The sequence below is a fragment of the Aliivibrio fischeri ATCC 7744 = JCM 18803 = DSM 507 genome (assembly GCF_023983475.1).
Taxonomy (GTDB): Bacteria; Pseudomonadota; Gammaproteobacteria; order Enterobacterales; family Vibrionaceae; genus Aliivibrio; species Aliivibrio fischeri.
On the sequence record NZ_CP092712.1, the window covers coordinates 2,266,682 to 2,280,608 of the forward strand.

Here is a 13,927-nt window from a genome sequence, read left to right on the forward strand (position 1 = left end):
ATATACCTCTCACTTTTTCAAAAAATATATCAAAATTGACCTCAAACAGAGAAAGTTTCATCAGTCTCTTTATGTAGTAAAAAATCTAGCTAGCTCGCACTTTTTTATTCTTTAGCATTCTATATTTAGATAAGGACAAAAAAATAGCAGGAGCATACTATGTTTACCGTAAAAGACATGATGACAACACATCCTCATACCCTGCTTCGTTCACACTCTTTAGAAGATGCCAAAGCGTTAATGGACGAGCACTGTATTAGACACATTCCTATCGTCGATACTGACGGCGCTTTAATTGGGCTTGTTACTCAACGAGACTTACTTTCAGCTCAATCGTCATGCTTAGAAAAGCCCACTTTTGAAGAAGTATCAACACTCGATATTCCATTAAATAGCATCATGCATGAAAACGTCATGAGCATTGCTCCATATGGCGGATTAAAAGAAGCGGCGCTGTTTATGCAAAAACATAAAGTTGGTTGCCTACCTGTTGTGGAACGTGGCAAGTTGGTGGGAATTATTACTGATTCTGATTTTGTTTCTATCGCTATCAATTTGTTAGAGTTACAAGAAGAAGTTGATCCATTAGAGCTTGACGAATAACAGCCAAAAAGAAAGGGAGACTCCATTCTCCCTTCAAATCCAGTTAGTGCTATTTATTTTAATTATTGATTACTTAATTCCTATGCACTGGTTTTAAATTGCTCTTCTTCTGTCGACCCCGTGAGTGCGGTTACTGATGATTGACCACCTTGAATGGTATTGGTCATCTTATCAAAATATCCGGTACCAACTTCTTGTTGGTGCGCTACAAAAGTATACCCCTTCTCTGCTGCTTCAAATTCTTTACGTTGAACCATTTCAACATAGTGACGCATGCCTTCACCTTGAGCATAAGAGTGAGCCAATTCAAACATGTTAAACCACATGTTATGAATACCTGCGAGCGTAATGAATTGGTACTTATATCCCATATCCGCCAACTCTTGTTGGAATTTCGCAATCGTTTCTGAATCCAGATTTTTCTCCCAGTTAAATGACGGAGAACAGTTATAAGCTAATAGCTGATTTGGGTATTTTGCATGAATTGCTTCTGCAAATTTACGTGCTTCTTCTAAACAAGGTGTCGCCGTTTCACACCACACCAGATCCGCATAAGGAGAATAAGCCAATCCTCTCGATATTGCCTGATCAATCCCCGCCGTTACCTTATAAAAACCTTCAGGTGTTCGCTCACCTTCAATGAACTCTTGATCGTATGGATCACAATCTGATGTCAGCAAATCAGCCGCATTAGCATCGGTTCGAGCAATTACCAGAGTTCGAGTTCCAGTCACATCAGCAGCAAGACGAGCTGCTACCAGTTTTTGCACCGCTTCTTGGGTTGGTACTAACACCTTTCCTCCCATATGACCGCATTTTTTCACTGATGCTAACTGATCTTCAAAGTGAACACCTGCGGCACCGGCTTCAATCATATTACGCATCAATTCGTAACCATTAAGCACGCCACCAAATCCTGCTTCTGCATCCGCTACAATCGGCAAAAAGTAATCAATGCCCTCTTCAGGAGTTCCACCTGTAGACCATTGAATTTGGTCTGCTCGACGGAATGCATTATTAATTCGTTTCACTACCGATGGTACTGAATCTACCGGATATAAAGATTGGTCTGGGTACATGGTTGATGCGGTATTGTTATCCGCCGCAACTTGCCAACCTGACAAGTAAATAGCCTCAATTCCTGCTTTTGCTTGCTGGACTGCTTGTCCACCAGTCAGCGCACCAAGACAATTCACATACCCTTTTTTAGAAGAACCATTGACTAGGTCCCACAATCTGTCTGCACCCTTTTGTGCTATGGTATTTTCTGGAGCAAAAGAGCCACGAAGATTAATCACTTCTTCAGCTGTATAAGGACGAGTCACCCCATCCCAACGCGGATTTTCAGCCCAATCTTTTTCCAGTGCATCAATTTGCTGTTGGCGAGTTTGTGGTTTAAATGTCGTCATAATCGTTCCCTCTCTTATAGGTATTGGTAGCCAGGTAGTGTTAAAAAGTCCGTAAGTTGATCACTGGTGGTTAGTTGCTCCATCAGCTTTGCAGCTTGAGTGAATTGGCCAGAATCAAAACGCTCTGTTCCCAACTCTTTCTCTATTACTTTCATCTCTTCCAGTAACATGGTTCTAAATAGTTCAGCAGTAACAACTGCACCACTATCTAGTGTTTTTCCATGTTGTATCCATTGCCAAATAGACGTTCGTGATATTTCTGCGGTAGCCGCATCTTCCATTAATCCGTAAATAGGTACGCAGCCATTTCCTGATATCCAAGCTTCAATGTATTGCACTGCAACTCGAATGTTATGACGCATTCCTTCTTCTGTTCTTTCTCCTTCACATGGTGCCAGTAATTCCTCTGCAGTAATTGGAGCATCAGTATCTCGGGTAATATCCAGTTGATTCATTCGTTCACCTAATACTGAGTCAAACTCTGCTCTTGCCGTATCAGCTAAACCAGGGTGAGCGACCCAAGTACCATCGTGTCCATTATTGGCTTCTAAGGATTTATCGGTTTGAATCTTATTGAGTACCCAATCATTTTGTTCTGGATCTTTTGATGGGATAAAGGCGGCCATTCCCCCCATCGCAAATGCGCCTCTTCTGTGGCATGTTCGAATGAGTAATCGTGAATACGCATTGAGAAACGGTTTTTCCATGGTTACCACTTGTCGATCCGGTAATACACGGTCTGGGTGATTTTTTAATGTTTTGATATAACTGAAGATATAATCCCAGCGTCCACAATTTAAGCCCACAATATGCTCTTTTAAGCTATATAAAATTTCATCCATCTCAAATACAGCAGGCAGTGTTTCAATAAGAACAGTGGCTTTAATTGTTCCCTGTTTTAAACCAAATTCACGCTCAGCAAAACTGAACACATCACTCCACCACGCCGCTTCTTGATACGCTTGTAATTTAGGTAAATAAAAATAAGGACCACTGCCTTTTTTTAAGGACGTTTGATAGTTGTGATAAAAATAAAGGGCAAAATCAAACAAAGCTCCAGGTATTGCAACACCATTAAAAAGCACGTGTTTTTCAGGAAGGTGTAAACCACGAACTCGACAAATCAATACTGCCGGATCTTGCTTTAATTGATACACCTTTTGAGTTTGAGGGTTGGTGTATTGGATCGTGCCATCCATAGCATCTCTAAGATTAATCTGTCCATTAAGTACCGCCTCCCAAGACGGAGATAATGAATCTTCAAAATCAGCCATGAATACTTTTACATTGGCATTAAGTGCGTTAATCACCATCTTTCTATCTGTTGGGCCAGTAATTTCTACTCGTCGATCTTGCAAATCTGTTGGAATACCTTGAATACTCCATTCAGACTCTCGGATAGAACGTGTTTCACTTAAAAAATTAGGTAACTGCCCTGCATCTATCTTTTTCTGACGTAGCTGACGAGTTTCTAACAACTCAGGAACTCGGTGTGCAAATTTTTCGACAACATGAGTAAGAAATCGAACAGCACCCGCAGTTAACACCTCTTCAACTTGAGGCAAATGCGGCTTAGTAATGGTTATTTGTTGTTCTTTAATTGTCATGGTATCAGTCATAGTTTGCGCCTCCGGCAAAATTACATTTGTAACTAAAACACTACGATTTAGTATTTATGTATCATCCTGTGGATTACTTTTCTGGCTTACGCTTATTACATTCTCGAAAGTCCGAATCAATTACAACCCCGACTAAAGGCTAATAAAGACTCGAAAAGCCAATAAAACATCAGTAAAAATCCGTAAATTGAGTTATGAGTAAATGCTCTATAGATATGATTGTCAAAATTTAATTTTTACAATCAAGCAACATTAAAACGCTCGTAAGATCTAAATATTACGTAATTAAATTACAAAAAATAAAGTTGTAAAATTTAACATGTAAAATTCACAGTTTTAATTTCACAAGTAAAACAGCAGGATAGAAGTGAATATTATAAAAGGAGGTGTCACAACCTAAGCACACAAGTCAGAAGTGATGACTGACAACAAGAAGAGATAAAACAAACTGATTTGAAGTAATATTATTTAAATATAAAGAAGTGAGAATGCGATCACGATTTTCTTTCATTATTCAAAAGTAGAAAGGCGACTATTTATAAAAATAAATAATCGCCTTGTATAAAGAAATTCACTATAAAATATCTTCGACAATATCAGCTAACTGATGAAATGCTTGTAAACGAGATGAACTTGGACGCCATACTAAGCCAATATCACGTGATGCTTCTTGGCCTGGCGGCTCAACGACAACTAAGTTTTGATTATCGAGTAATCCATGCTTAATCGCCATTTGAGGAATAAAAGTAGTGCCTAACCCATTAGCAACCATCTGTACTAATGTGTGCAAACTTGTCGCTGTGAATGGATTAATTTTTTCTCGTTTCGTTAACTTACACGCTGAAACAGCATGTTCTGTTAAACAATGCTCTTTCTCTAGCAAGAAAACAAACTCATCAGGCAAATCATCATAGCGGATAGGCGTAGAAATAGAACTCGCTTGGTCTTTGCTAATTACCATTTTAAATGGATCTTGACCAACAATCAGACTTTCCATTCCTGCAATATCAACAGGAAGAGCAAGAATCAATACATCTAATTGCCCTTGTCTTAATGCCGCTAATAAATTCGTTGTCGTATCTTCTCTTAGTAATAAAGTGAGTTGAGGGTATTTTTCATTCACCTCTTGCACTAAATCACATAATAAAAAAGGCGCAATAGTCGGTATGCAGCCAACACGTAATTGACCTTGCATTGAATCACCTTGACATAAAGACCCTAACTCAATCAGGTCTTGGCCTTTTGCCAACAATTCTCGTCCTTGCTCTACGACTCTTTCACCTACAGGGGTGAAAACAAGTGTTTTTTTATCTCTTTCATATAATGTACAACCGATCAATTCTTCAAGGTTTTGTATCCCTTTACTTAGGGTTGATTGGCTAACAAAACATTTTTCTGCAGCTTCACCAAAATGACGCGTTTCGTGCAGAGTAATGAAGTAGTGTAGCTGTTTTAATGAGGGCCATTTATTCATCGCTTTTCTCGATTACATCAATCTATTTAATTCGCTTTTTTCAATCATACCTTTTGTACTATAGTTTGTCCCGTCGAAACATTTGTTATGAAAAAACAAAGCCAAACAAGAAGTTTGGATATCTAACTTTTTAGGAGATTCAAAAATGGTACTAGTAGGTCGTCAAGCACCAGACTTTACTGCTGCAGCTGTTCTAGGTAACGGTGAAATCGTTGATAACTTCAACTTCGCAGAATTCACTAAAGGTAAGAAAGCGGTAGTATTTTTCTACCCACTAGACTTCACTTTCGTTTGTCCATCAGAGCTAATCGCTTTTGACAACCGTCTAGAAGATTTCCAAGCGAAAGGCGTTGAAGTAATCGGTGTTTCTATCGATTCTCAATTCTCTCACAACGCATGGCGTAACACTGCTATCGAAGATGGCGGTATCGGTCAAGTTAAGTACCCTCTAGTTGCTGACGTTAAGCACGAAATCTGTAAAGCATACGACGTTGAGCACCCAGAAGCTGGTGTTGCTTTCCGTGGTTCTTTCCTAATCGATGCAGACGGTCTTGTTCGTCACCAAGTAGTTAACGACCTTCCACTAGGCCGTAACATTGACGAAATGCTACGCATGGTAGACGCACTAAACTTCCACGAGAAGAACGGTGAAGTTTGTCCAGCACAATGGGAAGAAGGCAAAGCAGGTATGGACGCATCGCCAAAAGGTGTTGCATCGTTCCTATCTGAACACGCTGACGACCTAAGCAAGTAATTCTATTAGAGCTCTTACCACAAAGAGCTCGATGCACCTAATGCTCAACGGTGCATGTGGCTAGAATATTAAAAGCATATAAATGCGACAGCCAAAAATCAGAAAGTTTGCCTAATACGAAAAGCCCTAAAGTTATCTTTAGGGCTTTTTCTTTGTTTTCAGCAAAATTACACATTTCTGCCTTATTAACTCTAATATAGATTCAATTCTGACGCCCTCTTCACACTACTTTCTTTGTTTATCCCTTACACTACGGGTATCTTTCTTTATCTTTTTATATCATGTCTATCCAAATTGAAGTCTGTATCGACAATCTAGAATCTCTACATAACGCAATAACTGGTGGCGCTGACCGCATTGAACTTTGCTCTTCTTTAGCTCTTGGTGGTTTAACTCCAAGCTTTGGCTTTATGAAAAAAGCCGCTGAGATCTCACCTATTCCTGTCTATGCAATGATAAGACCTCGCCAAGGTGATTTCTTATATGATAACGATGACATAGCAGCCATGATCTCCGATATTCAAGCTGCTAAATTGGCAGGCTTACAAGGCGTGGTATTTGGCGTATTAAAAGCCAATGGCGATATTGATATGCCACTTTCTGCACGCTTAATGAAAATAGCTAACGACAATGATTTAGGCGTGACTTTTCATCGAGCCATAGACCAATGCTCTAACTATAAAAAAGCCATCGAAAATATTGCAGAGCTTGGTTGTGAACGCATTCTAACCTCAGGGTTAGCAGCAAATGCCTATGACGGGATAAATGTATTAGCAGATATGGTTAAACTGGCCAATGGACGTTTTGATATATTAGCAGGTGCTGGTGTTACTGCGGAAAATGCAAAAGAAATAATAGAGAAAACAGGTGTGAAAGAGGTTCACTTATCAGGTAAATCCACACGACCAAGTAAAATGAAATTGATTTTAGATGGCGTAAAAATGGGTGCCGGTGATTTGGATGATTTCATTGTCCCAGTGACAGACGCTAAAAAAATTGATGCCGTTAAGCAACGCATAAAATAAAAACAAAAAAGCCAGAGCATCAAAACTCTGGCTTTTATAACTAAAATGACGAGTAATTATTTAGCTAATTGAACCGTATTCACGTCAATTGTTGTCTCAGTCCACTCTTTATCCACTTCACCATGAATTACCAATTTTGTTTCTGGTGTAGCTTCAATACCATTCCAATCTTTATTATCAATTTCGATTCTAACTTCACCCGTCGCATCTTTAAATTGGTATTCTTCATTACCTAAAGAAGACGTGATGTAGCCAGTTAATACAACCGCCGCATCATCATCAGAATCAAGTGCAGCTCTAACCGTACTAACAGAAACTGAACTAGGGCCAGTAAAACCACCTTTAACTGGTGCATTCTGAGCAGCAAAAACACTTGAAGAAGCGAAAACTAATGCACTAACTAATACGATTTTTTTCATTTTATTGTGTCCAATTAACTTAGATTTGTAATCTTTAACTATTCGATGACGCTATATTAAAAGTAATAAGCTGAACTCAACATGAACGATGTAGAATTAGCAATACTATCTACTTGGTAACTTGCTGAAGCACCTAAAGCAAGATTAGGAATTACCATGTATTCAATGCCAACGCTTGCGATACCACCGAAGACACTTTCTGATTTTGAATCACCAGCAACATAATCCGTTGTATACTCATGATCAGTTAAATCATTTTCATATTCAGTATTCGCAGATGAATCAAATTTATATTGAGTATAAGTTAAACCTAAACCTGTTTTTAATTGTACTTTGTCATTGATATTATAAAAATACACTGGCTTAAAGGTAAATTGAGTTGCATCTAAATCAGCATCCCACTCACGTTCTTTTGTATAACCAACTTTATCTGATTTCAACATTTGACTACGAGAATCATCACTTTCAAATTTTTTGTAGCCAAGCTCAAGACCAAATTCATTAAAACGATAGCCAACAAAACCACCAAAAGCAGAACTAGAGTCATCAGGAGTTAATGACACATTATCATTTGAAAAAGTTGTTGAATAATCGTGGCTCATGTTTGTTAGACCGTATTCTAAACCTACGTATGGAGCAGCAATTGTTGCTGTTGAAGTGGCAGCCATTAGCAAAAATAAATACTTTTTCATTGTAATTCAATCCTATAGTTATGATGTTGAGCTTGGTGTTAATTCGTTAATGTCGCTACTATAAAGAAGAGATCGTGAAGAAAGCGTGAAGAACACTTTCATATAGATTTACAATTCATAATTACATTCATTCTAAATATTTTTACAGCTGTAATAATTTACAGGATGTGATGAAGTGAAATTTATTTTCTTTACTAATTCAATACGATAGTAATAAATTTAATCTTGGTCTTAAGTAATAATATAAGTACTATAGAAAGAAGCCTAAAGGAAGCACACCAAATTATTTATAAGGAAATAAGTAAATATGGCAAAAGATCTATTCGCAACATTGGATTTAAATTTGCTGAGAACATTTTTAATTCTCTCCCAAGAGTTAAATATGCGAAAAGCCTCTGAGCGCTTATTTGTTTCTCAACCAGCAATCAGCCAAGCACTACAAAAATTACGAAACCATTTTAATGATGAGCTATTCATAAAAGTTCGTCATGGGTTAAAACCTACCCCTTTTGCTGAAGAGTTAGCTGAAAATATCCAACCTTATTTAGATGGCCTATCGTCAGTATTAAATGCATCTCAAGAATTCAAACCTGAAAATTTAAATAAAACAATTAAGATAGCCTTAGCCCCTCAAGTGCTAACCTGCTTGTCTGGTGCCTTATTTCATGACATAAAAGAAAAAGCACCGAATGTCGATCTACAACTTGTAAACTGGTCAGAATCAACCTTTGATGATCTTGCTAAAGGTAAGTTAGATCTGGCGATCAATTACGAATATGACAAAGTTCCTAAAGAGTTACTTTCAAAAAATCTAATCACAATAACAGGTTGTGTAATCGTTAGAATAAACCACCCAATTGAAAAAACAGTCGCTACACCTTATGATTTTGAAGGGTATGAACTTGCTTCATTAATTATCCCAGGTTGGAATGATAATAAAAGTTTAGCCAGTGAAGTATTAACCAATATGGATATCGAGCATAAAATAGGATTTCGCTCAGAGCTTCCGATGGCATTGATCGATGTGGTTCAACATACAGATATGTACTTCCCTTCCACTTCGCTTTTCCCTATTCACCAATATTCAAGTTTAAGACGAATCGATTTATCTCTTGATGATGTGCCATTAAATTACCCTATTTATACCTATTATCACCAAAGACATAAAAAAAATGCACTGCACGCTTGGATAAATCAACTTATTACCGATTTATTATCAGAAGCAAATATCAAATAATCATTATAAATAAAACCAAAAACACACTAAAAAATAAGTACTCCTTATAACTTATATAACCACAGGTGATTAGTTTCCTTTCATTAATATTTATATTATCTAGACCAGTCAACAGGAGTGATACTCAGGCGTATTACTACTGTAACTGCGACATTTTCTTTATCAGGGAATGATGAAGTTTTTAAAAAAGATTTATTGCAACTCTACTTTCCGTCTTTGACACTTTACCATTAGGTAACTTCGCCTCTGTTCTCTCATCCAGAGGCTTTTTTTCTTTACCCTTATCACTTTCTTTGCTCAAATAAAGAAAACATCAACGGATTGATATTATGGCTAAAGATTTATTCTCTACTTTAGATTTAAACTTATTACGAACATTTATCGTTCTTCACCAAGAACGAAATATGCGTAAAGCCTCTGAGCGTTTATTTGTTTCTCAGCCTGCAATAAGTAAGGCTCTACAACGCTTACGTGACCATTTTAATGATGAATTGTTTGTCAAAACCCATCACGGGCTGCGTGCAACTGAATACGCAAACCAGCTAGCAGAAAGCATCTCCCCAATACTTGATGATCTTTCTTCTACATTAAATGAAAGTAATGAGTTTAACCCTCAAGAACTTGAAGGTGTGATAAAACTAGCACTATCTCCTTTTCTTTTAAGCGCTATTGCCAATAAATTATTTCAAGCAATCAGAGCTGAAGCACCCAATGTGCAGGTACAGTTATTAAACTGGTCAAAATCTACTATGACCGACATCATTAATGACGAAGTTCAACTCGGTCTTAATTACGAAATTAGTCATGCCCCAAAAGAACTCATCCAAAAGCCTATCGCACAAGACAGCTTTAAAGCGTACGTAAGACAAAATCATCCATACAAAGAGACAGAAATAGAAGTTAAAGATGGGGTTAACTTTGAACTAGCAACAGTAATAGCAGTAGATTGGAACTCTCACCAGTCTCTAGCGGAGAAAATCCTAAAAATTAAAGGCTTAGAAGCCAATGTCGGTTTTCGTTCAGAATTACCTTCAGCCGTAATCGATGTGGTTAATAACTCAGACATGATGTTCCCAGCCTCTAAATTCTTAGATATTGAGCATAATAAACAGCTACGAAGCATTCAAATACTCTTTGATAATAAAGATATTAATCCGAAAGTATGTGCTTATTACCACCATAAAAATCGCAATAACCCCACCATGCTATGGTTAAAAACCATTCTTCAATCATTACTCATTGATAACCAGTAGTTATTAGGTAAATTCACTTCAGTCATTAATAACTCAACATTAAAGCCTCTATTCTTTTAAGGGATTAGAGGCTTTTTTGTGCATTTTATATACTTCTCTCATCGGCTAGGAACGCCACAGATAAGCAAAGACGCTCAAACGGTTAATGAAATACTTAATTATTATGAAAACACTATTCATCTTATCTATCCCTTTTATCCTTCTAATTTTAAGCATCAAATCAATGATAAACGATAAAGAATAGAACTAATTATTTATTAATAACTAGTGATTATCATTGAAATAACGACATGTAATTAGTCCCAAATGAACAATTTTCTTACTATACCCCTATCAAAACACATTACATAAACAAAGCACGGATGCTTTTTTTTAAACAATTATGAGAGTATCCAAAATGAAAAAATCACACCTAGTTCTCGCTATCGCCACCCTATTTAGTGCAAACACTTTTGCTAATAATATTCACTTATCTCCTGAAGTTAAAATTGGCCCTTATGGCGGCTTTGGTATTCAAGCTGGTGTTACTGATGCTTTAGGTTTTGATGCAGCTTATCTTAGTTACGGCCGTACCGTTTACAGCAGTTCAACTTATGATGAAACAATCGATTCATACCGTTTTGGTGTTCAACATATGTTTGGTGCATCTCAAATTCACGGTTTACAACTTGAAGTTGGTTTTGCTGATTACGATGGCAAAAAAACGAGTAAAGGCGAAACAACGAAAGAAAGAGCTTTAGGTTCAAGTATCGGAGCATCTTATGTATTTCAAGCTACTGACCAATTAGGATTAAGAGCAGGGGTAGATCTTAACTACTTCCCAATGAGTGATACGTATATTCCTTATGACTTAGCAACTAACTTTAATCTTGGTATGACATTCACTTTTTAATGAATATCACCGTGATTAGTTATACCAATCGTAGTAAATAACTGATCGCTCTAACTTGTTAAAATGCTCGATAACTACGTTAGAATTTTTGATTGTAGAGTAACTACTTATCAAAAAATTCTGTCTTGTTCTCAAGCATTTTTCCTTCGCTATTTCTGATCACTTACTTACTGTGATTGGTATTAGATACAAAAATGGCGCTGTTTTAAAAAACAGCGCCATTTTTATTTAGTATTTAATCAAATTACATCGCAAAGTTTACGATTGGGAAACAAGGTAAGAAACCATTTTCAGCACAGTTAATAAGACCTACTTGAACCCCTTTAATATCAGACGTCATGTTAAAGAAACCAACTTGAACATGAGAGTCATTTGAAAGGTTAGCAACACCTACATCAACCATTGTGTAGCCTTCTGAATAGTTAACAGCAGATACGTTTGCACCTTTCACATTATTTGTCAGGTTAACAAAGCCTAGGTTAGCACCTAAGTCATCACCTTTGTGCCAGTTAAACAGGCCAAAAGATGCACCAGTCATATTACCGTTAACCTTATTTGCACCGATAAATAGCGGGAAGTTTACACCAGTTAGGTTATCACTTTCAGACATACCGATTGCAAAATCAACACCAGTAACATCACCAGTCTTACCATGCAGTGCAGCTAGACGTACACCTTTTACTTCACTTGCTGCTGGAGCATTAAAGCCATTAAGAGATGAGAACATCACAGGCGTGCTATCAGCCATCGCAAATGATGAAACCATAGATAGAGCAGCGCAAGTACCAACTAAAATCTTCTTCATAATATTTCCTTTATTACTTAGTTTATGATTCTTTGAATCAATTGTTTTATCTATTATTAATCGCACAATAAATGCAATAACTCACAATATACTCGTATTAAGTGATAAATAAAGCATAGTTCAAAAAGTTAGCATGTGATTATTATTTTTAAGTCAATCGGTTATCTAATCTAAACTCTGAATAAAAATCACTTAATTACATCATCAATATTTTGCTCACCAATATGACGAACATCCTTTCCTTTCACAAAATAAATGATGTATTCACAAATATTCTGGCAACGGTCTCCGACACGTTCAATGGCGCGAGCGGCCCACATCACTTTCATAACACTAGGAATAGAACTTGGATCTTCCATCATATAAGTCATTAATTGACGTACAACCGCTTCATATTCCGCATCGATTTTATCATCAAATTTATACGCCTCAGTGGCTGCTTTTACATCCATTCGCGCATAAGCATCTAAAACTGAATGCATCATCTTGACGGATTGACGTCCTAATGACTCTAAAGAGACCAATAACGAATGCTGTTTATTCGTGAAATTTTCCAGTGATACTTTTGCAATTTGAGATGCAACATCACCAATGCGCTCTAAATCAGTAATGGTTTTTATAATCGCCATAACTAAGCGTAAATCACTTGCTGTAGGTTGACGTTTGGCAATGATTCGAGTGCACGCTTCATCAATAGCGACTTCCATAGCATTGACTTTATGGTCTTCATGCATGACGCGTTTAGCTAGCTCTGCATCATGATTATGCAAAGCTTCTAATGCATAGGTGAGCTGCTGTTCCACCATTCCACCCATGGTTAAAACATGAGTACGAATCGCTTCGAGCTCTGAATTGAATTGGCCTGAAATATGTCGACCAAGATGCATGATATGTCCTTATCTTATAAGTGGCCTATCATAGGGTTATTACCCATAACGACCTGTAATATAGTCTTCTGTTTGTTTATGTATAGGGGAAGTGAAAATGGTATTTGCATTGCCATATTCCACTAACTTTCCTTGGTTAATAAAAGCAGTGTAATCGCTTACCCTCGCAGCTTGTTGCATATTATGTGTAACAATAACGACGGTATATTTACTTTTTAATTCGTAAATAAGCTCTTCTATGGTTAGTGTTGATATTGGGTCCAAAGCTGATGTTGGTTCATCAAGTAATAACACTTCAGGCTCAATAGCTATCGCTCGAGCAATAACCAAACGTTGTTGCTGACCACCTGAAAGACCAAATGCATTTTCATGTAAACGATGCTTAACTTCATCCCATAACGCCGCAGCTTTCAGAGCTTCCTCAACCGCTTCATCTAATACTCGCGCTTCTTTAATCCCTTGTAAACGTAAACCGTAAACTACGTTTTCATAAATTGACTTAGGAAACGGATTTGGGCGTTGAAACACCATTCCAACTCTTCGACGCAAGGAAGGAATATCCGTATCAGGGTGATAAATATCATCACCAAATAGCTTAATTGAACCTTTAATTTTGCAGTTATCTACCAAATCATTCATTCGATTAATACAGCGTAATAACGTTGATTTACCACAACCGGATGGCCCAATGAAAGCCGTTACCTGACCTTTTGGTATTCGCATTTCTATATTTGATAGTGCTGATGTCTTGCCATAATTCAAACAAAGATTATTAATTTCTATCGCGGTATTCTCATCAGACAGGTGATTAACATCCATCGGTGATAGAAAAGAAAGATCAGGAGATAATGAATACAT

Annotated in this window: 14 protein-coding genes; 6 read left to right on the forward strand and 8 right to left on the reverse strand. The window is 37.2% G+C overall.

Annotated features, from left to right (window positions below; all coding sequences use genetic code 11):
• The first annotated feature begins 159 nt into the window (after positions 1-159).
• Positions 160-603, forward strand: a complete 444-nt coding sequence (locus AVFI_RS10475) for a CBS domain-containing protein (RefSeq protein WP_005420573.1) — start codon at positions 160-162, stop codon at positions 601-603.
• Between the two features lie 80 nt (positions 604-683).
• On the opposite strand, the gene aceA is transcribed toward AVFI_RS10475, so the two are convergent.
• The 3 genes from aceA to AVFI_RS10490 all read right to left on the reverse strand — a co-directional run bounded on the left by aceA (position 684) and on the right by AVFI_RS10490 (position 5,105).
• Positions 684-2,012 carry an isocitrate lyase gene (aceA, locus tag AVFI_RS10480; protein WP_188863565.1) on the reverse strand — a complete coding sequence of 443 codons (1,329 nt, stop codon included), beginning with the start codon at positions 2,010-2,012 and terminating at the stop codon, positions 684-686.
• Positions 2,013-2,026: 14 nt separating this feature from the next.
• On the reverse strand, positions 2,027-3,631 hold the full coding sequence (gene aceB, locus AVFI_RS10485) for a malate synthase A (protein WP_012534257.1): 1,605 nt from the start codon (positions 3,629-3,631) through the stop codon (positions 2,027-2,029).
• A gap of 574 nt (positions 3,632-4,205) precedes the next feature.
• Positions 4,206-5,105 carry a hydrogen peroxide-inducible genes activator gene (locus tag AVFI_RS10490; protein ID WP_012533880.1) on the reverse strand — a complete coding sequence of 300 codons (900 nt, stop codon included), beginning with the start codon at positions 5,103-5,105 and terminating at the stop codon, positions 4,206-4,208.
• 145 nt (positions 5,106-5,250) lie between these two features.
• Here AVFI_RS10490 and AVFI_RS10495 point away from each other — a divergent pair, with 145 nt between their 5' ends.
• Positions 5,251-5,859, forward strand: a complete 609-nt coding sequence (locus tag AVFI_RS10495) for a peroxiredoxin C (RefSeq protein WP_005420579.1) — start codon at positions 5,251-5,253, stop codon at positions 5,857-5,859.
• 281 nt (positions 5,860-6,140) lie between these two features.
• Positions 6,141-6,884 (forward strand): copper homeostasis protein CutC, encoded by a 744-nt coding sequence (locus AVFI_RS10500; protein ID WP_012533098.1) that lies wholly within the window; start codon positions 6,141-6,143, stop codon positions 6,882-6,884.
• A 56-nt stretch (positions 6,885-6,940) separates the two neighbouring features.
• Here the strand turns inward: AVFI_RS10500 and AVFI_RS10505 are convergent, their stop codons facing one another.
• Both AVFI_RS10505 and AVFI_RS10510 read right to left on the reverse strand, forming a co-directional pair.
• Entirely contained in the window at positions 6,941-7,303 is a 363-nt protein-coding gene (locus AVFI_RS10505; RefSeq protein ID WP_011262443.1) for a YgiW/YdeI family stress tolerance OB fold protein, read from the reverse strand.
• Between the two features lie 56 nt (positions 7,304-7,359).
• On the reverse strand, positions 7,360-7,995 hold the full coding sequence (locus AVFI_RS10510) for an AcfA family outer membrane beta-barrel protein (protein WP_054775623.1): 636 nt from the start codon (positions 7,993-7,995) through the stop codon (positions 7,360-7,362).
• 307 nt (positions 7,996-8,302) lie between these two features.
• Here AVFI_RS10510 and AVFI_RS10515 point away from each other — a divergent pair, with 307 nt between their 5' ends.
• From AVFI_RS10515 to AVFI_RS10525, 3 genes are all read left to right on the forward strand, one after another.
• Positions 8,303-9,232 carry a LysR family transcriptional regulator gene (locus tag AVFI_RS10515; RefSeq protein WP_065597973.1) on the forward strand — a complete coding sequence of 310 codons (930 nt, stop codon included), beginning with the start codon at positions 8,303-8,305 and terminating at the stop codon, positions 9,230-9,232.
• Between the two features lie 329 nt (positions 9,233-9,561).
• Positions 9,562-10,485, forward strand: a complete 924-nt coding sequence (locus tag AVFI_RS10520) for a LysR family transcriptional regulator (RefSeq protein WP_012534236.1) — start codon at positions 9,562-9,564, stop codon at positions 10,483-10,485.
• Between the two features lie 397 nt (positions 10,486-10,882).
• Positions 10,883-11,377 (forward strand): hypothetical protein, encoded by a 495-nt coding sequence (locus tag AVFI_RS10525; protein WP_005420607.1) that lies wholly within the window; start codon positions 10,883-10,885, stop codon positions 11,375-11,377.
• 244 nt (positions 11,378-11,621) lie between these two features.
• Here the strand turns inward: AVFI_RS10525 and AVFI_RS10530 are convergent, their stop codons facing one another.
• From AVFI_RS10530 to pstB, 3 genes are all read right to left on the reverse strand, one after another.
• The gene (locus tag AVFI_RS10530) at positions 11,622-12,182 is read right to left on the reverse strand and encodes a VC2662 family protein (RefSeq protein ID WP_005420608.1); all 561 of its coding nucleotides are present in this window, start codon (positions 12,180-12,182) and stop codon (positions 11,622-11,624) included.
• Between the two features lie 188 nt (positions 12,183-12,370).
• Positions 12,371-13,069: a phosphate signaling complex protein PhoU gene (phoU, locus tag AVFI_RS10535; RefSeq protein ID WP_011262448.1), complete on the reverse strand. Its 699-nt coding sequence runs from the start codon at positions 13,067-13,069 to the stop codon at positions 12,371-12,373.
• A 39-nt stretch (positions 13,070-13,108) separates the two neighbouring features.
• Positions 13,109-13,927, reverse strand: coding sequence for a phosphate ABC transporter ATP-binding protein PstB (pstB, locus tag AVFI_RS10540; protein WP_005420610.1), 819 nt, complete (start codon positions 13,925-13,927; stop codon positions 13,109-13,111).

Excerpts from the sequence above, each read along its gene's own strand:
- AVFI_RS10475 (WP_005420573.1), top strand. The coding sequence starts at position 160 with ATGTTTACCGTAAAAGACATGATGACAACACATCCTCATACCCTGCTT.
- aceA (WP_188863565.1), bottom strand. The coding sequence starts at position 2,012 with ATGACGACATTTAAACCACAAACTCGCCAACAGCAAATTGATGCACTG.
- aceB (WP_012534257.1), bottom strand. The coding sequence starts at position 3,631 with ATGACTGATACCATGACAATTAAAGAACAACAAATAACCATTACTAAG.
- AVFI_RS10490 (WP_012533880.1), bottom strand. The coding sequence starts at position 5,105 with ATGAATAAATGGCCCTCATTAAAACAGCTACACTACTTCATTACTCTG.
- AVFI_RS10495 (WP_005420579.1), top strand. The coding sequence starts at position 5,251 with ATGGTACTAGTAGGTCGTCAAGCACCAGACTTTACTGCTGCAGCTGTT.
- AVFI_RS10500 (WP_012533098.1), top strand. The coding sequence starts at position 6,141 with ATGTCTATCCAAATTGAAGTCTGTATCGACAATCTAGAATCTCTACAT.
- AVFI_RS10505 (WP_011262443.1), bottom strand. The coding sequence starts at position 7,303 with ATGAAAAAAATCGTATTAGTTAGTGCATTAGTTTTCGCTTCTTCAAGT.
- AVFI_RS10510 (WP_054775623.1), bottom strand. The coding sequence starts at position 7,995 with ATGAAAAAGTATTTATTTTTGCTAATGGCTGCCACTTCAACAGCAACA.
- AVFI_RS10515 (WP_065597973.1), top strand. The coding sequence starts at position 8,303 with ATGGCAAAAGATCTATTCGCAACATTGGATTTAAATTTGCTGAGAACA.
- AVFI_RS10520 (WP_012534236.1), top strand. The coding sequence starts at position 9,562 with ATGGCTAAAGATTTATTCTCTACTTTAGATTTAAACTTATTACGAACA.
- AVFI_RS10525 (WP_005420607.1), top strand. The coding sequence starts at position 10,883 with ATGAAAAAATCACACCTAGTTCTCGCTATCGCCACCCTATTTAGTGCA.
- AVFI_RS10530 (WP_005420608.1), bottom strand. The coding sequence starts at position 12,182 with ATGAAGAAGATTTTAGTTGGTACTTGCGCTGCTCTATCTATGGTTTCA.
- phoU (WP_011262448.1), bottom strand. The coding sequence starts at position 13,069 with ATGCATCTTGGTCGACATATTTCAGGCCAATTCAATTCAGAGCTCGAA.
- pstB (WP_005420610.1), bottom strand. The coding sequence starts at position 13,927 with ATGTATTCATTATCTCCTGATCTTTCTTTTCTATCACCGATGGATGTT.